The 18474-nt window shown below is 38.2% G+C and carries 18 protein-coding genes; 7 read left to right on the forward strand and 11 right to left on the reverse strand.

What is annotated here, in order from left to right; translation table 11 throughout:
• Positions 1 to 180 precede the first annotated feature (180 nt).
• Both AAC073_RS24550 and AAC073_RS24555 read right to left on the reverse strand, forming a co-directional pair.
• A complete protein-coding gene (locus tag AAC073_RS24550) occupies positions 181 to 3720 on the reverse strand; it encodes a PVC-type heme-binding CxxCH protein (protein WP_339926435.1) in 3540 nt (1179 codons plus the stop codon).
• Between the two features lie 52 nt (positions 3721 to 3772).
• A complete protein-coding gene (locus tag AAC073_RS24555; protein WP_339926436.1) occupies positions 3773 to 4978 on the reverse strand; it encodes an SGNH/GDSL hydrolase family protein in 1206 nt (401 codons plus the stop codon).
• Between the two features lie 336 nt (positions 4979 to 5314).
• On the opposite strand from AAC073_RS24555, the gene AAC073_RS24560 reads away from it, so the two are divergent.
• Complete coding sequence (locus tag AAC073_RS24560) at positions 5315 to 5479, forward strand: hypothetical protein (RefSeq protein WP_339926437.1); 165 nt, start codon at positions 5315 to 5317, stop codon at positions 5477 to 5479.
• 346 nt (positions 5480 to 5825) lie between these two features.
• Positions 5826 to 6392, forward strand: a complete 567-nt coding sequence (locus tag AAC073_RS24565; RefSeq protein WP_339926438.1) for an acyl-CoA thioesterase — start codon at positions 5826 to 5828, stop codon at positions 6390 to 6392.
• 2 nt (positions 6393 to 6394) lie between these two features.
• Here AAC073_RS24565 and AAC073_RS24570 read toward each other — a convergent pair whose 3' ends face one another.
• Positions 6395 to 7105: a class I SAM-dependent methyltransferase gene (locus AAC073_RS24570; protein ID WP_339926439.1), complete on the reverse strand. Its 711-nt coding sequence runs from the start codon at positions 7103 to 7105 to the stop codon at positions 6395 to 6397.
• A gap of 414 nt (positions 7106 to 7519) precedes the next feature.
• On the opposite strand from AAC073_RS24570, the gene AAC073_RS24575 reads away from it, so the two are divergent.
• Together AAC073_RS24575 and AAC073_RS24580 are read left to right on the forward strand one after the other, a co-directional pair.
• Entirely contained in the window at positions 7520 to 7918 is a 399-nt protein-coding gene (locus tag AAC073_RS24575) for a hypothetical protein (protein ID WP_339926440.1), read from the forward strand.
• Between the two features lie 239 nt (positions 7919 to 8157).
• On the forward strand, positions 8158 to 8604 hold the full coding sequence (locus tag AAC073_RS24580) for an SgcJ/EcaC family oxidoreductase (protein ID WP_339926441.1): 447 nt from the start codon (positions 8158 to 8160) through the stop codon (positions 8602 to 8604).
• Between the two features lie 131 nt (positions 8605 to 8735).
• Here AAC073_RS24580 and eda read toward each other — a convergent pair whose 3' ends face one another.
• The 5 genes from eda to AAC073_RS24605 all read right to left on the reverse strand — a co-directional run bounded on the left by eda (position 8736) and on the right by AAC073_RS24605 (position 12663).
• Complete coding sequence (gene eda / locus AAC073_RS24585; protein WP_339926442.1) at positions 8736 to 9398, reverse strand: bifunctional 4-hydroxy-2-oxoglutarate aldolase/2-dehydro-3-deoxy-phosphogluconate aldolase; 663 nt, start codon at positions 9396 to 9398, stop codon at positions 8736 to 8738.
• Positions 9399 to 9484: 86 nt separating this feature from the next.
• Positions 9485 to 9937: a YhcH/YjgK/YiaL family protein gene (locus AAC073_RS24590; RefSeq protein ID WP_339926443.1), complete on the reverse strand. Its 453-nt coding sequence runs from the start codon at positions 9935 to 9937 to the stop codon at positions 9485 to 9487.
• A gap of 20 nt (positions 9938 to 9957) precedes the next feature.
• Positions 9958 to 10983, reverse strand: coding sequence for a sugar kinase (locus AAC073_RS24595; RefSeq protein WP_339926444.1), 1026 nt, complete (start codon positions 10981 to 10983; stop codon positions 9958 to 9960).
• A gap of 370 nt (positions 10984 to 11353) precedes the next feature.
• Positions 11354 to 12190, reverse strand: coding sequence for a polysaccharide deacetylase family protein (locus tag AAC073_RS24600; protein WP_339926445.1), 837 nt, complete (start codon positions 12188 to 12190; stop codon positions 11354 to 11356).
• Complete coding sequence (locus tag AAC073_RS24605) at positions 12187 to 12663, reverse strand: DUF1456 family protein (RefSeq protein WP_339926446.1); 477 nt, start codon at positions 12661 to 12663, stop codon at positions 12187 to 12189. Before AAC073_RS24605 ends, AAC073_RS24600 begins: the two co-directional genes overlap by 4 nt.
• A 119-nt stretch (positions 12664 to 12782) precedes the next feature.
• Between AAC073_RS24605 and AAC073_RS24610 the strand changes: the two genes are divergently transcribed.
• Positions 12783 to 13577 (forward strand): SDR family NAD(P)-dependent oxidoreductase, encoded by a 795-nt coding sequence (locus tag AAC073_RS24610; RefSeq protein WP_339926447.1) that lies wholly within the window; start codon positions 12783 to 12785, stop codon positions 13575 to 13577.
• Here AAC073_RS24610 and AAC073_RS24615 read toward each other — a convergent pair.
• The 3 genes from AAC073_RS24615 to AAC073_RS24625 all read right to left on the reverse strand — a co-directional run bounded on the left by AAC073_RS24615 (position 13574) and on the right by AAC073_RS24625 (position 15801).
• On the reverse strand, positions 13574 to 14437 hold the full coding sequence (locus AAC073_RS24615) for an SDR family NAD(P)-dependent oxidoreductase (RefSeq protein WP_339926448.1): 864 nt from the start codon (positions 14435 to 14437) through the stop codon (positions 13574 to 13576). The genes AAC073_RS24610 and AAC073_RS24615 overlap by 4 nt on opposite strands.
• A 104-nt stretch (positions 14438 to 14541) precedes the next feature.
• On the reverse strand, positions 14542 to 14901 hold the full coding sequence (locus tag AAC073_RS24620) for a hypothetical protein (RefSeq protein WP_339926449.1): 360 nt from the start codon (positions 14899 to 14901) through the stop codon (positions 14542 to 14544).
• A 489-nt stretch (positions 14902 to 15390) separates the two neighbouring features.
• A complete protein-coding gene (locus tag AAC073_RS24625; protein WP_339926450.1) occupies positions 15391 to 15801 on the reverse strand; it encodes a transcriptional repressor in 411 nt (136 codons plus the stop codon).
• 343 nt (positions 15802 to 16144) lie between these two features.
• Here AAC073_RS24625 and AAC073_RS24630 point away from each other — a divergent pair, with 343 nt between their 5' ends.
• Both AAC073_RS24630 and AAC073_RS24635 read left to right on the forward strand, forming a co-directional pair.
• Positions 16145 to 16777, forward strand: a complete 633-nt coding sequence (locus tag AAC073_RS24630) for a pyridoxamine 5'-phosphate oxidase family protein (RefSeq protein ID WP_339926451.1) — start codon at positions 16145 to 16147, stop codon at positions 16775 to 16777.
• Positions 16778 to 16860: 83 nt separating this feature from the next.
• Positions 16861 to 17868, forward strand: a complete 1008-nt coding sequence (locus tag AAC073_RS24635; RefSeq protein WP_339926452.1) for a metallophosphoesterase — start codon at positions 16861 to 16863, stop codon at positions 17866 to 17868.
• Positions 17869 to 18474 lie beyond the last annotated feature (606 nt).

Here is an 18474-nt window from a genome sequence, read left to right on the forward strand (position 1 = left end):
GAGTTTTTTTTTGTTTAGCCAGTGAGTATTCATTTTGCGTTAAGATTTACATACAGCCTTTATCTTTTTGGTTCGTTTTTGGATCAAGCCAAAAATGAACAGGAAGAGATAAGGGTAATTAATGGCTTTAATATTCAATTCATATTAAACAGTCATATTATCCTTATACCTCGCGTACCATTAATTCCCTAAAATCACCTGACTTTGAGCACTATTGGCTTTTCCATCTATTATCGACACCTTTAAGGAACCTGAAAGGGCTTTTTTCCGGTCAATGGCAATGTTTACCCACTGTTTACCTACCTTAAGATTTGTAGCGCCTACACCTTTATTTAAGGAAACCTCTTTGCCACTTACCCATATTTTGGCCTGATCAATTCCGGTTAATTTAAAACTGAATTCTCCGGCCTTGAGGATATTTACTTCAAATTGAACCAAACTGAATTTTTGACCTGAATTGTCGGTGATTTCAGGAATATCAGCAAGAGGTAAATCTCCTGCTACCTTACTGTAAAGACTTTTTTGCATGGGGCTGATGTCCTTGCCAAGTAGACTTTGCCAATTACTGACACCTTCTACCTTAGCTAAAGCTTTGAAATCAGGGGCTGCTTTCCATCGCCTAACCAATTTTTCATTGGTAACCCTAAAATCCCCATTGCTTCCCAATTTGGACAAGTAACTCACCAAGTCAATAAATTCTTGTTTTTCCAGACTTGCGGTAATTCCTGCAGGCATTAAAGAACCGGTAACCTTTTCCAAACCCTTGATTTGAGATTTAGGAATGCCATTTTCATTTCCTGCCATGTCGCGGATGACAACCTCCCTGGCACCGTCATTTACCAAATAACCCATGACAATTCCCCCATCATTTTTTGTCACTTTCTGCAATTCAAAACCTTCCTTAATTGATTCTGTAGGGTCAAGGATAGATTTGATAATATTGTCAACAGGTAAACTTGTACCCAAAGAACTTAAATCAGGTCCCAACTGACCACCTGCACCACCTATGCCATGGCAGTTTTGGCACATCATAGACGCTCGCCTATATATGGCTTCACCGATAACTGGATTTCCTTCCGTTTTGACTTCTATTCCAAGGAGATAGATTTCTCGGTCGGCCAATTGCTGAGGCATTTTTTCCGGAGGTAAAACCCCTCCTGAGGCTTCCAAGACATCTTTTAGCTTAACGGCACCAGCCTTGGTTCTTCTATGCCAAGGGAGCAATTCTTGCATGGCCTTTCTACCTGATATTGCTGTTTCTGTGGGTATTTTTGTGCCGGACATCGCATCTGCCAATACTGCCGTTGCATTGTTGGAAGAAAGGAAAGCAGCAAATAAATCCCGGGTGTTTGTATCCGAGGGCTTTTTTGATAGCATTACCATGGCAGCTTCAGCCGCCTTTTCCGGTGAAGTTTTTACCAACTGAGAAATGGCCAATATCCGAATACTTTCATTTTTATGGGTTGTGGCCATGGTAAGTAATACTTCCTGGCTGTCTGCATCGTCAAGCTTACCCATGGCTTCCATGGCTGCTTTTCTTACCTCCTCATTTTCGGCCATATTCTTTTGTAAAAGGAGATCCAAAAGGTCTGCTTTTTTCCACAAGCCGATCAACTGCAATACTTTAATTGCTACAGATTCATCTCCTTCGCTAAGCAAAGTTCTCAATTGATCAGAAGTATGCTGTGGTTTCAGTTTTCTGCTTGCAGCTGCTTTCTGAAGTATTTCCAGGTCTTGTAACTGCTTGCCTGTATCGGCTGTTGTTGGGTTGATTACTTGAAGGTATATTTTGGTTAAGTCCTCCGCTGTACCGTATTTAGCCAATTTTTCACGCACCGCTTCCAGGTGTTTTTCCGGAACTTTGTTGCTGCTGTACAATTCAGCGAGCAAAGAAGTAGATTTTGGATCACTTACCGTGTTTAGCGCGAATATGGTTTTGTCCATGTCACCAAAATAACCGGGATCACTCAATAATTTTGGCAACCATACCGGGCTTAATCTATTGATGGTATGCCACAAAGCAAAGTCCAAATTGACATCCATGGTTTGATCTAAGGTCCCCAAGGCAGCATTTGTTGCTGCCATGGTGCTGAAATTTTGAATCCCTACCACTGCTTCTAACCTTACTGTAGCATCATTGTCATTTGAGGCTTTTACCAATAGGGATTGGGCTTCAGGTATTTCTTCTTTCCAATGCACCAATACCCTTATGGCTGCAGCCCTAGCTTCCGGGATTTGAGCAGTTAAAAGGGTTTCTAATAATGGCACATTCACAACTCCAATGGCCTGATGCAGCCAAAGCGCCTCCATTAAATGGTGTTCATGAGAAGGATTGGAAGGCTCAAGGGCTTCAATCCATTTGCTTAAGGCATCCTTTACTTCCTGTTCGTCCTTGTTCTTAAGGATTAACTTCGCTTGCAATCTTTCCCAGGTTTCTTCAGATTTTAAGGCTTCTAATAACTCGGGAATGTTTTTATTTTGGAAATCAGGATATTTGACCAAAGGACTATCCTTTTTAGTTACTCTCCAAATTCTGCCATGCTGTTGGTCCCTTCTGGAATCATAAAAGTCAACTTCTCCATGTTGAATGATAGGGTTGTACCAATCCGCAATATAAATAGCGCCATCAGGCCCCATCAAAATATCGACAGGCCGGAATCCAATATGATCTGTCCACAAAATATCATCGGCTTGGTTGGAAACAAATCCGCTGCCTTGCTCTTCCAAAACGAATCGATTGATTCGGTTGGCTCTAAAATCATTGGTAATCAAACTCCCTTCCCAATCGTTCGGCATGTGTGCTCCAGAGACAATATCCAAACCGCTGTGTTTGGGTTGACCGGGGTTTAAACCGCTTAAAATACGTTCAGCGTTTGGTGCGGTAGCAAAAGTGGCACCAGGAAATGCATAGTTAATACCTTCTCTTCCAGCCCCATCTGTAAGAAAACTTTTGCCCCATTTGTCAAATTGTAGGCCCCAAGGGTTAATTAAGCCTTTGGCATAGACTTCTAATTTTTTGGTTTTGGTATTGTATTGCCACACACCGCCTCCTTCAAGTCTACGGATACCATAGGGGGTTTCCACATGACTGTAGATGTAGATCGACTGATTAAAATACATCAACCCGTCAGGCCCCCAACGAAAGGTATGGATGAGGTGGTGGGTGTCTCCGGTTCCAAAACCGGTAAGTATTCGGTTAGTTTCGTCTGCCTTGCCATCTCCATTTGTATCCTTTAAATGCAATATTTCGGTTGAGTTAGCCACATATACGCCACCATCTCCAGGCAGTAAGCCGGTAGGGGTCAGTAGTCCTTCAGCAAAAACCGTAGATTTGTCTGCAATACCATCTCGGTCTGTGTCTTCTATGATTAGGATTTTATCATTCGCGGTTTCACCGGGTTTCAAATGTGGGTAAATGGTACTGCTTACCACCCACAAGCGCCCTTGAGCATCCCAATTCATTTGGATGGGCTTGACCACCATTGGATCGGTGGCAAATAAATTGACTTCAAATCCTTCGGCAACCTGAAACCGGTCCATTTGGTCTTGAGGATCGGGGGAGGGGATATCTCTAAGGGCATTCTGGCCATGAACCGAAATACTTGTTAAAAATAGTAGGATGGCCAAAGAAATTTTATTCCAGAGGAATTGGGGTGATTTCTTCTGCCGGTTGGCCTTTTTTGGCAAACATTTTATATAGGTTATTGATTCCAAGTTCATTGTATTAGAGGATATTTCATTAAAAGGATTCAATCGATTTCGCGCCGGTATTTTAAGGCAATCGTTCCATTAAGTATTGAGCGTTTATTGGCTTTTTGGTTTGATTGATTTGATCATCCATCCAATAGATTAAGGCATCCAAGGCCGCCAAACCTTCTTTGTGTCTGCCTTGCTCATGGGATCGGAAGCCCAGGATATAAGTTCTATTTTGTGGTCGGTATTGCTGAAAATAGATTTTATCCTTTTCTCTTATCAATTTCAGCAATTGCTGGGATTGTTGTAAAGATGGGCCATTGACCAAGGCAATTCCTTCTTCCCATTCTTTTCTGCTTCCTACGGCCTGAAGTTTACCCTCGATGGAGAGGGTATATGTTCCTTTCTTCAACCCATTCGCAGTTATTTTTTGACCTTCCGATTGTGATTTAGCAACAGGTGATGAAGTTGCATGTAGGGTACTGTTAAATGAGAAACCTTTGGATTTATCCGTTATTGTGAAATTATCAGTCGCCACATTGCTTTCAATAGCACCTGAAGAAGCATCAATGGTAAAGGAAGGAATCTGTGTTGTAAGTTTCAGTTGCTCCAATAGGGTATCCGCAAGAAGCAAGTATCCCGATTCATTCAAATGCACACCGTTGTTCTCGTAGTGCTTCATTTGGTCATTCGTATTGAAGGCCTTGAAAATATCAACATAACCAAGGGACCTATTTTCAGCAATCTCGGCGATGGCCTGGTTGTACAGCAGAAAGGCTTCATTTCTCTTGGCCAATAGCTCATCAGATCCTGAGATTGCCTGAGGGATGGTAGATAGCAAGATAGGTTTAACAGCCATGGACGCTACACTGTCCAGCAATTGGTTCAATCCTGCTTTAAAGTGGTTTAATCCTTCAGCACCATCCTGCGCTTCCACATTTCCATAGCCTATAATTATCCAGTCCGGTTTGGCTGCTTTTATTTGCGAAATAAGCAAATCATAGGGGCTGGGTGGATTGGTATAATAGCTTCTTGCTTCACCAAAAACCGTGTCTCCGGACCAGCCAAGGTTTCTAAAGCTAAGTTGCTTTTCAGGCCAGAACCCAGTAAGCCTATATTCAAGGAATCCATAATGTTGTTCATTTTCTATCAAGCCATTTCCTAAGAGAACTATTCTATCGCCATCTTTTGGAATGAAGGCTTGTTGAGAATAGGTTTGGGCCTGGAAAAATAGAAGCAGAAAGAGTAAAAATAAGTAACTTTTCAAGGAATTGTTTAGGGTCATGGGGGGCGTTTTTAATATCGAACTTATAAATATAAAAAGTTAGCTAGATAGGTGGGTACATAAGTTTGCTATTTTTTTTATTGGTTGGTTTATTAGACCAATGGTAATCGATTTTCCTGATAGTTGAATTTTTTTAATTAAGGCACCCCATCCCTCATTAGCTTTACTAATGATATCGTTAAACGGTTTTAAAAACTTTGTTTTTAATTCTAATTAATTAGTTTTAAATAAAACTGTTACGATATACTCCTTAAACACTTTTGTTTTTTGCTTTCATTATCGCTGTTATTTGCTTTTTGTAATAACCAAGGTTCACAAGAAAAAGCCCTTATGGAAATGGAATTTTTAAAGATGGATTCACTGGTTTTTGATGAATTACAGATTTTAAATGAATTGGATTATCATCCTGAAAAGGATGTTTATCTTATGGTTACCAAAGGTGTTGACGGCAGGTATTTCATCATTAACAGCCAAAGGAGATCCTTGCTGAAGAACTATTAAGCGAAGGGACTAATGCTTTTGGTATAGTTTTGCCTAGGACCGGATTTGTAGGGGATGAAATACTATTTGTAAGTAACCCCATAAGAGTGGCATTTTGTAGCCAAGGGTGACAACCTTTGGATGATGAATGAGGAGAGCATCTAGATTTTGGCGGTATTGTTGCTATTTTCTGCAACAATGCTGACAAAATCATTACGTCTCTCCAATTTTTATGGTTTGAGTACGATCAAGATAGGGAATTAGGAAATCCATTTGCCTCCTACAGGCTGATTTAAATAAATCATCTATATATTTGTACGCGCAAGTCGCTACGACTTGTGTTGATTTAAACAAATCCTCTTGATACATGAGTGCATCCCTAAGTGCCAAACCGGCCAGTTTTTCCCGAGTTACCATTACAGAACTTATGATTCCTTCGTATGCCAATTTTGGCGGGAAAATTCATGGAGGCATATTGCTTTCTATGATGGATAAGGTAGCCTACACTGCGGCTACTAAACACAGCGGCGCTTACTGTGTAACGGTTTCTGTGGATACCGTTGATTTTTTACAACCTGTGGAAGTAGGAGAGTTGGTTTCCTTGAAGGCTTCTGTCAATCACGTAGGGAACAGCTCCATGATTATTGGCATTAAGGTAATTTCGGAAAATGTAAAAACAGGAGTAGTGAAACATACCAACACTTGTTACTTTACCATGGTAGCAAAAGGGGAGGATGACAAGCCAACTGCTGTACCCCCTTTATTGCTAGAAACGCGCACAGATGTTAGGCGCTTTGTCGAAGCAATCAAAAGGAAAAAGTATAAAAGTGAATATGGAGCGATTCTAAAACAACTCAAAAGAACCTGGGACCAGGAAACCATTTCCACCATGTTACTTGGCCAACGCTGTGAGGTTTCCTTGGATATTAAGTGAACCTAATCTGCTTTTTCGAATATCAGGAAATGTTGGATATTTAAAAATTGGCCATTGGTCGTCAACGTGAATCCATTAGCTTCCAATTCTTTCTTTACCTGCTTTACGGTCATTTTATGTAGTGGTTTTATGGCCACTTTAGGATCTTCACCACGGTATTCGATCAGCAATAACTTACCCGTAGGTTTTAAGGATTTTTTGATATTTTGAAGCATTTCTTTAGGGAAGGCCAACTCATGGTAAACATCCACCATAATTACCAAATCTAAGCTGTTCTCTGGTAAATTGGGACTTTTTTCTGATCCCAAGACGGTGATTACATTGTCGACATCTTGTTTAGCAGCTTTGTTCTCGATGTAATTAAGGGCTGCTTGTTGAATATCCACGGCATATACTTTGCCTTCCGGAACCTTGTCTGCTATGCGGAAAGTATAAAAGCCAGAACCTGCCCCCACATCTGCCACTTTGCTGCGCTTATTAATAGGAAGGTTGGCGATGGTCAGTTCCGTGTTTTCTTCCTCCGAACGACTTTCTCTTTCCAGCCAAGCTACCCCATGAAATCCCATAACATGAGAAATCTCCCTTCCCATGTATACCTTGCCAATACCGTCTCTCGATGGCGCTTTTTGGGAATAGTCATTGCCAGTTTGTGCAGTTACTTCTCTAGATTGGCAAAGGGAGAATAAGGACAAAACAATTAGAAGGTATCTCATGGTTTTAACAACGCTATTTTTAATTGCTTGTTTAATTTAACTGAAAATAGCTGAAAGTTCCACTGATATTTGACAAAAATTAAACTAAAAGTCATGAATTAAAGGAAATAGAAGGAAACGGTGAAAGCAACATAGGGGGGTTAAAAACAAGAAGGTTTCCTACAAAAATTAGGAGTAGCGGATGGATTTGAGTGGCTATTTATTGAATGAAATATAATTTCATCAAAGAACCGAAAAGGGGATACTCATAACACGGTAGATAAGTGAGAAAAAATCATTTCCGTGTGTTATTGATTGTTAAATATTAATATAATTGGCTCTATTTAATAGGCTGATAGGGGAATTTACAAACTTAATATTTAATTTAACGTTGCAATAATAATAGGATAGCACCATTCATTAAAGTAAAGAGCCATGATTAGAATAGTAATTATTTTTGGAATTGTATTATTTTCAACTGCTTCTTTTGGACAGAACGTACACTATCCTTATGAACAAGGCGAAATTTTATCAGGGGTAGATATTCAGTCCATTAAAAAGTTCAAACCTGAATTATTCCTCAATTTTGAAGAACCCAAGGTTGAGTCAAAGTTCAAGGGTATAGAAACCGATAAGGATGAGCCAAATGATTCTGGTGAAATTAGGGTTGATGAAACTGAAGAAGAATCAAATATGCCCATAATTGACCTTTCCAAAAATTTCTCTTCCAATATGCAGGTGAATGAATTCTCTAAGGATTTCCACTCTAATATGCCTATCGTAACTAAAATGCGAGTGGGATTTTCGATTGAGTTGGACGGTATAAAGAAATAATATTCAAGAAGAAATTAAGGCAGGCAAACCGTAAAAATAAAAGCAGATAAAGTTTAATAGCAGCGAATAAGTTTTTTTCAGACTAGCATTCAAACCCAAAAACGCATCACATCTGTTTGATCGAAGACCCAAAATCATGGGGTTAGGGGTGTTCAATAGGCAAACTATTGAATAAACAGTAATAAAAAGATAGGGAAATATTACAAAAATTCTTACTTTTATTACAAACCCAATCTTTTATGAACATAGCAAAAACCTTTGTATTATCTGTATTGATTTTTTCAGGTACTTCTTTTTCTATCAAAGCCCAAAGCTTTGAAGATGGAAAAGCCATAATTGATCTGATTGCCAGCTATGCACAGGCAAGAGAAAGCATCGATACTGTAATGCTCAAATACATAATTACAGAAGACATGGATCAGTTGGTGTCTAGCGGAGAATGGCGACACGGTATGCAGGCTGCTGTTAAAGGAATGGCTGCGAGTTCGCGTAGCAACCCTGGTGACAGGGTGTTGAAGGTAGAAAGAGTGCGTTATTTGAAAGAAGATGTGGCTTTAGCAGATGCCCGATATACCATTAAAAATGAGGATGGGACTGAACGAAAAATGTGGAGCACCTTTGTAGCCTTAAAAAAAGGCAAACAATGGAAAATAAGTGCCATTCGAAACATGAAACCTACAGATTAGAATAGGCTTTCGAAGCGCTGGGTTTTAAAAGATTTGATTCAATCAGTCAAAATATCCTTTGCAAGAAAGCAATAGGTGACATTAAAAATAAAATAAAAATAGCGGCCAATTTCTTGGCCGCTATTTTTATTTTATCCTTTTACTTCATTGACTACCTCGATGGCTTTTTCTGCCATTTCTTGGATTTTACTGTAATTCTTCTCTTGAAGCAATTGTTTGCTTACCAATTTACTGCCCATACCTACTGCACTTACTCCAGCTTTAAACCAAGCCTCAACATTGTCCTTATCTAAAGACACGCCACCTGTTGGCATAAAAATTAAATTTGGAAATAATGATTTGATACCCGCCATAAAGTTGGGTCCTAGCATGTCACCAGGAAACAATTTGATCATTTTTGCTCCTAAATTTTCCGCTTTGATAATCTCAGAAGGAGTCATACATCCTGGAATCCATAACATATCGTGCTTGTCAGCCACTTCCACCACTTCTTCAACAAGACCAGGACAAATGATAAAATCAGCTCCTGCCTCAATATAAGTGGTGGCCATTTGTGCATTTTTAATGGTACCAATACCCAACAACAAATCCTGCATGTCACTGTTTCTTAAGGCAACCATTTTCTTGAAATTATTCAAAGCGGCTTCACCTCTGTTGGTGTATTCTACAAGGCGAATACCTGCGGCATAAAGGGCTTTCAAAACCTCAAGGCTAACAGTTTCATCCGCATCAAAATAAAGAGGAAGAATGGCCTGATCGGTTATTTTTTTAAGTATGGTTTCGTTTTTATTCATCTTGATTAGATTAAAGTAAATTACCCCGGAGAATTCCCGGGGTAATTTTTATAAGTTATTGATCTATAGTAACTTTGTGCTTGTTGTTAAATTTTAACTTTAACAACCATTTTCTTAATAATACCCTCGCCAATCATAGGCGAATGAACATCTTCAGGATAGAGAATAACAAACTGTCCAGGTTCCATACCGAAATACATTTCTGGTTCATCTACATAAAAAGATACGTCCTTTTCAGGGTTGTATGCTCCTTTTACTTCTGTACACTTTTCTCTCGGCTTCCATCCGATGCTTTCTTTCCCATTAATCAAAACCTGAATGTCTATGTGCTTGTCATGACATTCAAATTTCTCATTGGATTCGGCTTGGGTTTTAGCTCCTTTTTCAAAAACGGCAGCTATTAAATTATCCCCATCGATGACATATTTGCCTTCTTCCATCTCATCCAAATTACTGGATGCAATAAATGCAAATGCTTTTTCAAACAATGGATGCACGCTATTGTATCTTGCGGCATTGGATAATGTATCAAGTATCATGGTTTGTCGTTTAGTAGTTACTATCGTTGAACTCTACCACTAGCATCACCACCCATTAGCACTTCTACCTCTGCAAGTGTTGCATGGTTCATGTCACCTGGGAAAGTATGTTTCAATGCTGATGCAGCAACAGCGAATTCAGTAGCCCCTGCAAGACCCATTTCCTGAATCAAGCCATAAATGAAACCACTTGCAAATGAATCACCACCACCTACACGGTCAACGATTCTAATGTCGTACTTTTTAGAATGATAAAATTCTTCTCCATCATATACCAATGCACTCCATCCATTGTCAGAAGCACTGTAACTTTCCCTAAGGGTAGAAGCAATGTATTTGAATCCGAATTTTTCTTTCATTTGTTTGAATACATCTTTGTATCCGTCAAGGTTCAGCTCACCTTTGGTCACATCAGTTTCCTTACTGTGAAAGCCTAATGTTGTTTCAGCATCCTCTTCGTTACCTATACAAACATCTACATACTGACAAAGTCTGCTCATTACCTCTTTGGCTTTTTCCTTGCTCCATAATTTCTTACGGTAGTTAAGGTCAATACTAGTGGTAACACCCTTCGCTTTGGCTGCTTTAAGTGCTGCTTCAGTTAACGCTGCTGCTTTGTCACTCAAAGCTGGAGTAATGCCAGTAGTATGGAACCAAACCGCACCTTCAAAGATTTTATCAAAATCAAAATCAGAAATTTCAGCTTCTGAAATGGATGCATCAGCTCTGTCATAAACTACCTGAGAAGCTCTCATTGAAGCACCTGTTTCAAGATAGTATATGCCTAGTCTCTTACCACCTTTAGCAATATATTGTGTGTCCACACCGTACCTGCGCAAGTGATTGATCGCTGATTGCCCAATTGGATTATCGGGAACTTTAGTAACGAAAGTGCCTTCCAGCCCATAATTGCAAAGGGCTCCAGCCACATTCGCTTCACCGCCACCATAGGTTATGTCAAAAGTATCAGTTTGTACAAAACGCTTAAAATCTGGGGTAGAAAGGCGAAGCATTACCTCACCTAGAGTAACTACTTTTTTGGACATGATTGTTTTATATGTTAAATGATTAATTGAAATACGTTACTAAAAATCTTAAAAGGGACTTTTTAATGACATTATCGGTAAAAAAGCCCTTTTCAAGACAAGATTACTGCTTAATTTTCTAAAAACCAAATATATTCACTGTGTGTCAAAGGATCTAATTCGCTATCAATCACATAAATTTCTAGCATTTAATTTTGTATTTAGACTTATACATAAAACTTGAAATCCTCTTATCCGAAAAATGAATTATACCTTTTATTGCCTTTCTAAATAGGAAGATAAGAAGTCTAATTGAAGCAAAATCCTCGAAGCCAAATAGAGAAAAAAACTAGCAAAATTTAGCGTCAATACAAAACCTAATCCTTTGAGACTAATTTCTTAATGGTTTTTCAAAATTTACCTTGAGTTGTTTTCGAGCTAATTTGAAATCTATGTACTCAGCCAATTGCTCAAAGGACAATACCCGGTATTTATTTTTACTTAAAAAATTCAGATACCTTAAGAACATGTCCGGAGGGGTATTTACCCAAGGATGTTCCAGATCTGGTACACCATGAATGGTTAAAACCACAATTTGGCCAGCTTTTGCCTGTTTTAAAGCTTCCATTGTTTCAGCCTCATTTTCTGAATCCGTTGCCCAACTGGGGATCAGATAGGGGTGATCTTCCAAGGGATTGTAGGCTCTTTTACCTCCCGCCCGAGCCAATAAATAATTTTTTTTGTCCAAGGCCTTAAGCACGATTTCACTTATTGAATAGCCCGGATAAGCAAAGCTAATCATAGGCTTAATTCCTAAAGAATCACATTTTGCCTCTATATAATTTATTTCACCAGTAACCTCTTCTTCAGATAACTTTCCCACAGGGGCATGATGGTGTGTGTGATTGGCCACTTCGAAACCCATTCGGTCCAATTCCTGCATTTGCCGCCAGTTCATGTACTTGGTACTGTCCGAAAAGTTAGGGGGAAATTCACAAACGAAAAAGGTCGCCCCAAAGCCTCTCTCCATTAACAAAGGAGCAACATGAGAATAATGGCTGGCAACACCATCGTCAAAAGTCAAAACAACTGTTTTATCAGGAATAGGTTTAATTAGGATTTGACTGTTCACTGATGAATAAACCAGCCAAAAGAGCATCAAAGTGCAAACCTTTAAATAAGTATATGCATTATACGATAAACCTGAGTTTAACTGTACGCTGCTCATTTTTTATTATTCTGAGAAGCCCTGTACCTAAGTTGCATGCCTTGTAAAAAGTTTCGCAAAACCTGGTCCCTACATAGCCTGTATTGGGCTTGCTCAGGTTTTCTGAAAAAGGCACTTATTTCATGTTTGCTCATCACTCTTCCTGCAGCTGCTAAAATTTCCATAATGTCTTCGTTTTGAAGTTCAAAGGCAATTTTTAGCTTCCGAATAATTTGATTATTGGTCAATCTGCTTTCAGGAATGGGTTGTGGGCCTTCTTTTTTACCTCTTTTGTAATTGATCAACCCATTTAAAAACACGGCCAATTTAAAATCATTGATAGGTAAAGCCTCTGGGTCATCATCTCTTTTGAGCCAGTCGCTTACCTCAGTACGGGTTACTTCCAGATCAGCGAGACCAAAAATTTTAATCATTTGGTCATCCCCAAAATCAAAAGTATATCTCAAGCTTCTTATCACATCATTGTTTTGCATAGACCATAAAGGTAAACAATGACAATGAAAAAGATTTAAAGTTTCAGCGACTAAAAGTGTTTTTATTCAGAAAAACTGGATTAGAAGGTTTATTTCACAGGATTTTATAACTTATGTTTATGAATGGAGAAAACTTTACGTTGATTACTGGTGCTAGTATGGGTATAGGCAAAGCTTTTTCTAAAGCATGTGCAGAAAGGGGGATGAATCTGGTATTGGTGGCTTTGCCTGATGGACAATTGGCAGATGTTCAAAAGGAGATTCTGGCTTTATGGAAAGTGAAAGTGTATATTTTCACCATTGACTTGACCGAGAAGGGTGCTGTAAAACAATTGTATGCTTTCTGTATGGATATGAAGCTGACAATCAATGTGCTGATCAACAATGCAGGAATAGGAACAGGAGGAAGATTTGAAAATATAGCTTTGGAAAAACAGCTAAAGATCGTTGATTTAAATAATAAAGTGCTGGTCAGGATGTGTCATTATTTTTTACCACTGCTCCAACAGCAAGAGAAAGCCTATATTTTAAACATGAGCAGTATGGAAGCCAATTTGCCTTTGCCTTACAAGGCGGTGTATACGGGGTCCAAAAATTTTGTATATGCCTTTAGTCTCGCATTAAGAGAAGAGCTTAAACGAGGACCTGTTGGGGTCTCGGTGGTCTGTCCCGGTCCTGTAGTGACCAATGCAGAAGGATTGGAACGCATGAAGGCACATGGAAACCGGGCAAATTTAGTAGTATTTATGCCAGATGAGGTGGCTGAGATAGGTTTAAAAGGATTATTGAAGGGCAAAACCATAATCATTCCTGGTAAAATTAATTGGGTATTGGTCAAACTGTCTCGTCTTTTTCCTACAGCCATTAAGATGCGGTTATTAGAGCGATTGTTTCGTGTCTACAGTAGTGATTAAACTATTTGGCCAAAATAATCAGTAATTCCACACTGTTGAAGACTTAAATTCCATAAGCGTTCAGCATCATATGTATTGGCTGCTTTTTTTGAAACTGCTTTGGACTTGCAATTGTCCCAATATTTTCCTGATTCTCCTTTAATTTTTTCATTGGAAGCTAGAAAAATGGACGTAGCGGCACCTTTGTCAGGCGTTTTTCCAGTTAGCCTTCTCAATTTCCAAATCAATCCATGAAAGGAAAAGGTATGTTTCAAGCCAATATCTGTTTTAACCAGCCCCGGTTGAACGGCATTGATTGTCAATTTTCTATGGGGCTTTATTTGATCAAATGCTCGCGTGAAAAGGACATTGGCCAACTTGGACTGAGCATAGGCTCGCAAACCATGGTAATTATTGGTGAGATTGACATCATCAAAATGAATTTTTCCATGGAAATGAGAATCTGAGCTGACGGTTATAATTCGTGGATCTTCTGAGGCCATCATTAAAGGCAATAGTAGATGTGTCAATAAAAAAGGAGCCAGGTGATTGATGGCCCACTGTCGCTCTATGCCATCATCGGTCAAAACCATATCCGAATACCAGCTTCCTGCATTGTTAATTAAAACATCTATCACCTGTTGCCTCTCAGCAAGCACTTTAGCCAAACTTCTTATTTCAGCCTGAGAACTTAAGTCAGCAACGGCATAATCCATGTTGGCTTCCGGATACTGAAGTTTTATATTTGAGATTGCAGTATTGGCTTTTTCTTTTGTTCTACAAACCAGAATTACTTTATAACCTTTTACACAAAGGGCTTTTGCTGTTTCAAATCCTATTCCGGAATTTGCTCCAGTAATAAGGCAAGTTTTATTAGCCATGGTTGTTATAATTAAGTATTATAGTAGGGTAAAGTATTGTTAAAATAATTGTATATAAGTAATTTATAATCAATTGAATATATTGTTTTAAATTAAGTTTAAATTTATTGACCTACTTTTAATTTATCTTTGGCGTCTTTAATTATTGGATAAAGGTCATAGGTAGGGTAGAACTCGGTAGAAAAGGCACCCCAGACACTTTTTTCTACTGCAATATTAAGATTTCTTAATTCACTTGCAGGTATTTTAAGGGTTACCACCTGCCCTATGCCCATCATTACATACCAGTTGATTACTCGAGCTGAAGCAGGTGGGAAGTTTTCAAGAAATCCATTCTTGTTACGGATCTCTCTTAACTCATCAATGTTCTTGTCCTGATGGTGTTTCATCATGATGGTAATCATAATACTGTCTGAGGGAGTAGTAAGGGTGTCGGCTTGTCCGTGGCTAAAACCGGGCATCATGAGACACAAGATTAACAGCAAAAAGCCCCAATTTGATTGGATTTTTATCATCTTAATGTTTTTGTGTAAGAAGAATTTGTTCACATTATCTAATTTAGTTAAATACAGTGAAATAAGGATAAAACTATTAGGGAATAAATAAAGAGGGTAAAATTTTTCGATCCGAAAACCATCTCAAATTCAATTAATAGAAAAAGAATTATTATCAGGTATTAAATACTATTTAATAATTTTGACTGCTATTTAATTATTGTGCGGGCAGATTTCCAGTTCTTACTTTGTTTTTATAAAGGTATTAGGGAATAGGCTTAACCTATATTTTGACTGAAATATTCCAAATTATGAAAAGTAAGAAGATATGTTTTGGGCCATTTTCCATGCGCAAGCAATACTGATTTTTTCAAAGGAGAGATGGCTTAAAATCACTTTTTAATTTAAGGTGTCTTAGTAAATAGGATGAATCTCTGGTATTTTAAATTTTATGCTGCATCAGGAGCAATTGCCACAAATACCTTGATAGACCATGCTTATACTTAAAGCCTTAAACCCACCTGGAATGTTTGCCTGAGGGATTTTGGATTGTGTGAGACAGAAAGTTTCATTGCATTTGATGCAATGAAAATGGATGTGCTGATCCTTAGGTTCACAGGCACAGCCTTCTTCGCACAAAGCATACTTGACGGCGCCTGTCCCATCTTCTATGCTGTGAATTAACTTTTTCTTTTCAAAAGTTTTGAGAGTACGGTACAAGGTGGCCTTGTCTGCTCGGTCAAACTTACTTTCAAGATCATTAAGACTCACTGCGACAGTGGATTCTACCAATTTCCTTAAAACCAATAACCTCATGGTGGTCGGTTTTATGCTTTTTTCTTCAAGTTTTACCTCCAATTCACTTCCCATAATTCCCTTTGATTAGTTGTTAAATGGCTAAAACATCCTTTACTGATTAAAAAGTTAAACCCAAGATAAATAGTTCCTACTAAGATGCAGGCAATAGCCGGCTTTTAATCTGATTTTGGAAATGACAATTCAAATTCAATGGAAATAATTCACCAATAGGAGGTTGGTACCAATCCTGTATTTCTATATCTAATAAATAGGAATTAATCATTAAATTAATGTTTTCAAAGTCTTTACAGTATCCTCATGAGGTTTAACTAGATTTGAGAGAATCCTTAGATGACCGCTATTGATGCTACAAAGAGATAAACCGTATTTTGCCTCACAAGTAAACTAAAGATCCATGAATGATGCCTTTAAAAATCAAATTAGCACTGTCGAAGAATTGAGAGGAATTCTTGGTTACCCAAGGGAAATGGTTAAAAAAAAATCTATTAATTTTATTGATGCCCATTGTAGAAATTACATTGCCAAGTCTCCAATGCTTCTGATAAGCACCTCTAGCAAAGAGGGAAAGTGTGACGTATCACCCAGGGGCGATCCGGCGGGTTTTGTAGGGATTTTAGATGAGCGATACTTGATCATTCCTGAAAGGATCGGGAACAAGCGATGCGATTCATTGGTAAACATTCTTTCTAATCCTCAAATAGGCCTTATTTTTATTATTCCCGGATTGAAAGAAACCTTGCGGATTAATGGAAATGCTTTACTTACCCGGGACACGGAGCTATTAGAAAAATACCAAATTAATGGAAAATCTCCCGAAGTAGGTATAATCGTTGAAGTGGAAGAGTGTTTTATTCATTGTGCAAAGGCATTTTTGAGGTCAAAACTATGGGAACCTGAAACCTGGCTAGAAAAAGAGGAGCTACCTGTTGTAGCCAAAGTGTTAGCAGACCATATCAATAGTGAGGATTTTTCTTCGGAGGAAATCGAAACTGTTCTTAAAGAAAGCTATTTAAAGCGCTTGTATTAATTCAATAGCGAATTAAAAAAAACTATCGATTTTAGCCATTGTTCAATGTTTATAATCATATAAAAATAACTGATATTTAATTTATGAAGCGTAGAAAATTTGTCCACCAATTGGGTGCAGGGTCTTTGCTGGCGGCTTTACCATTTACTTCTCTGTCTTTTAAAACCAATGCTGCAAGTGCCAATAATGCTAAAACATTGCGTTTTGGATTGGTAGCTGATGTACACAAAGATTTGATCCCAGACGCCAATCAGCGGTTGGAGGAATTTATAGACAAGGCCATTACTAGAGAGGTAGACATGGTGATACAATTGGGAGACTTCTGTATGGGAGACAGTAAAAACAGGGATTTCATGGGCATTTGGGAAACCTTCAAAGCTCCAAAATATCATGTTTTAGGAAACCACGACATGGATCGCAACTCAAAGCAGGAAATGCAGGATTTCTGGGGCATGCCTAATAATTATTATTCTTATGATATAAAAGGTGTTCATTTCATTGTTTTAGATGCTAATTTCTTATGCCAGAAGGGAGAATTCATAGCTTATAAAAATGCCAATTTTTATGTGGATGACTCCCTACGTACCTATATTGATGATAAGCAAATTGAATGGTTCAAAGCAGATCTTGCAACTACAAAATTACCAACGATTGTTCTTTCTCACCAAAGTCTCTGGCACCACGAATGGGGAGTGAAAAACAGGTTACGCATTCAGGAAATAATGGAAGCTGAGGCAGAGAAAGTCATTTGCTGTTTTAATGGGCACAATCACATTGATTTTCATCGTCACCTGAATGGGATTGATTATATAGAAATTAACAGCATGTCTTACCAATGGATGGGAGAGAAATATTCAAGTTTGGAACGATTCCCCAAAGAGCAGTATGAAAAATATCCAAACTTGCCACATATTGCTGCTTACAAAGATCCACTTTATGCTTTTGTCACGATTGATCCTACAGGAACACTTACCGTTGAAGGTGTGAGAAGCCAATGGATGACGCCTACTCCTTATGATTTGGGGATGAAGGAAGCCCAGTATGGGAGTGTTGCTACAGCAGAAATATCGGACTACAAGGTCAATTTTTGATTTTAACCTGATATAGGCAATTGATTTTTTATTGTCTTAATTCCGCAAACCTTCGAGGTTTTTTTGATAATCAGGTTGATGGTAAAATTAGGAGAGTGAAACCTGGAAGGTTTTATCTCTATAAGAACCAATTGATAAAAGAAATAGACTGGGGTTTTTAGGTATTACTTGAATGAATCAGTTCTAGTGAATGAAAATCTATTTGGGCTAATAAATATTAGAAATTCCTAAATCAATCTAAATCATACGATTATAGGTGTAAATTAACCACTTAATATGCTATAAAAGTTTAAACTACTGCTTACCCTAATCTCTTCCTGTTCATTTTTGGCTTGACCCAAAAACGAACCAAAAAAGTCAAGGCTGTATGTAAATCTTAACGCAAAATGAATACTCAATGGCTAAACAAAAAAAAACTCCGCCGAAAAGGCGTCAGACAAATTTTTTGTTCTTAACGCCATTGAGCAATCCATTTTACTAATTTCCATAAGGCCGGAATGAAAAAGAAATTGTAGTAAATTCAAGTTAGCTGCCCTATGTTGCTTTTTTTTCAAGCCCCAACCTTTAGATTTGATAAATGTTAATATTCTAAGATTACTGTTTTAT

Origin of the sequence: uncultured Cyclobacterium sp. (assembly GCF_963977555.1) — a bacterium.
In the GTDB taxonomy this organism is placed as follows: domain Bacteria; phylum Bacteroidota; class Bacteroidia; order Cytophagales; family Cyclobacteriaceae; genus Cyclobacterium.

Excerpts from the sequence above, each read along its gene's own strand:
- eda (WP_339926442.1), bottom strand. The coding sequence starts at position 9,398 with ATGAATAAAAACGAAACCATACTTAAAAAAATAACCGATCAGGCCATT.
- AAC073_RS24565 (WP_339926438.1), top strand. The coding sequence starts at position 5,826 with ATGAGTGCATCCCTAAGTGCCAAACCGGCCAGTTTTTCCCGAGTTACC.
- AAC073_RS24600 (WP_339926445.1), bottom strand. The coding sequence starts at position 12,190 with ATGAGCAGCGTACAGTTAAACTCAGGTTTATCGTATAATGCATATACT.
- AAC073_RS24580 (WP_339926441.1), top strand. The coding sequence starts at position 8,158 with ATGAACATAGCAAAAACCTTTGTATTATCTGTATTGATTTTTTCAGGT.
- AAC073_RS24625 (WP_339926450.1), bottom strand. The coding sequence starts at position 15,801 with ATGGGAAGTGAATTGGAGGTAAAACTTGAAGAAAAAAGCATAAAACCG.
- AAC073_RS24635 (WP_339926452.1), top strand. The coding sequence starts at position 16,861 with ATGAAGCGTAGAAAATTTGTCCACCAATTGGGTGCAGGGTCTTTGCTG.
- AAC073_RS24560 (WP_339926437.1), top strand. The coding sequence starts at position 5,315 with ATGGAATTTTTAAAGATGGATTCACTGGTTTTTGATGAATTACAGATT.
- AAC073_RS24615 (WP_339926448.1), bottom strand. The coding sequence starts at position 14,437 with ATGGCTAATAAAACTTGCCTTATTACTGGAGCAAATTCCGGAATAGGA.
- AAC073_RS24595 (WP_339926444.1), bottom strand. The coding sequence starts at position 10,983 with ATGTCCAAAAAAGTAGTTACTCTAGGTGAGGTAATGCTTCGCCTTTCT.
- AAC073_RS24570 (WP_339926439.1), bottom strand. The coding sequence starts at position 7,105 with ATGAGATACCTTCTAATTGTTTTGTCCTTATTCTCCCTTTGCCAATCT.
- AAC073_RS24575 (WP_339926440.1), top strand. The coding sequence starts at position 7,520 with ATGATTAGAATAGTAATTATTTTTGGAATTGTATTATTTTCAACTGCT.
- AAC073_RS24590 (WP_339926443.1), bottom strand. The coding sequence starts at position 9,937 with ATGATACTTGATACATTATCCAATGCCGCAAGATACAATAGCGTGCAT.
- AAC073_RS24605 (WP_339926446.1), bottom strand. The coding sequence starts at position 12,663 with ATGCAAAACAATGATGTGATAAGAAGCTTGAGATATACTTTTGATTTT.
- AAC073_RS24555 (WP_339926436.1), bottom strand. The coding sequence starts at position 4,978 with ATGACCCTAAACAATTCCTTGAAAAGTTACTTATTTTTACTCTTTCTG.
- AAC073_RS24550 (WP_339926435.1), bottom strand. The coding sequence starts at position 3,720 with ATGAACTTGGAATCAATAACCTATATAAAATGTTTGCCAAAAAAGGCC.
- AAC073_RS24620 (WP_339926449.1), bottom strand. The coding sequence starts at position 14,901 with ATGATGCCCGGTTTTAGCCACGGACAAGCCGACACCCTTACTACTCCC.
- AAC073_RS24610 (WP_339926447.1), top strand. The coding sequence starts at position 12,783 with ATGAATGGAGAAAACTTTACGTTGATTACTGGTGCTAGTATGGGTATA.
- AAC073_RS24630 (WP_339926451.1), top strand. The coding sequence starts at position 16,145 with ATGAATGATGCCTTTAAAAATCAAATTAGCACTGTCGAAGAATTGAGA.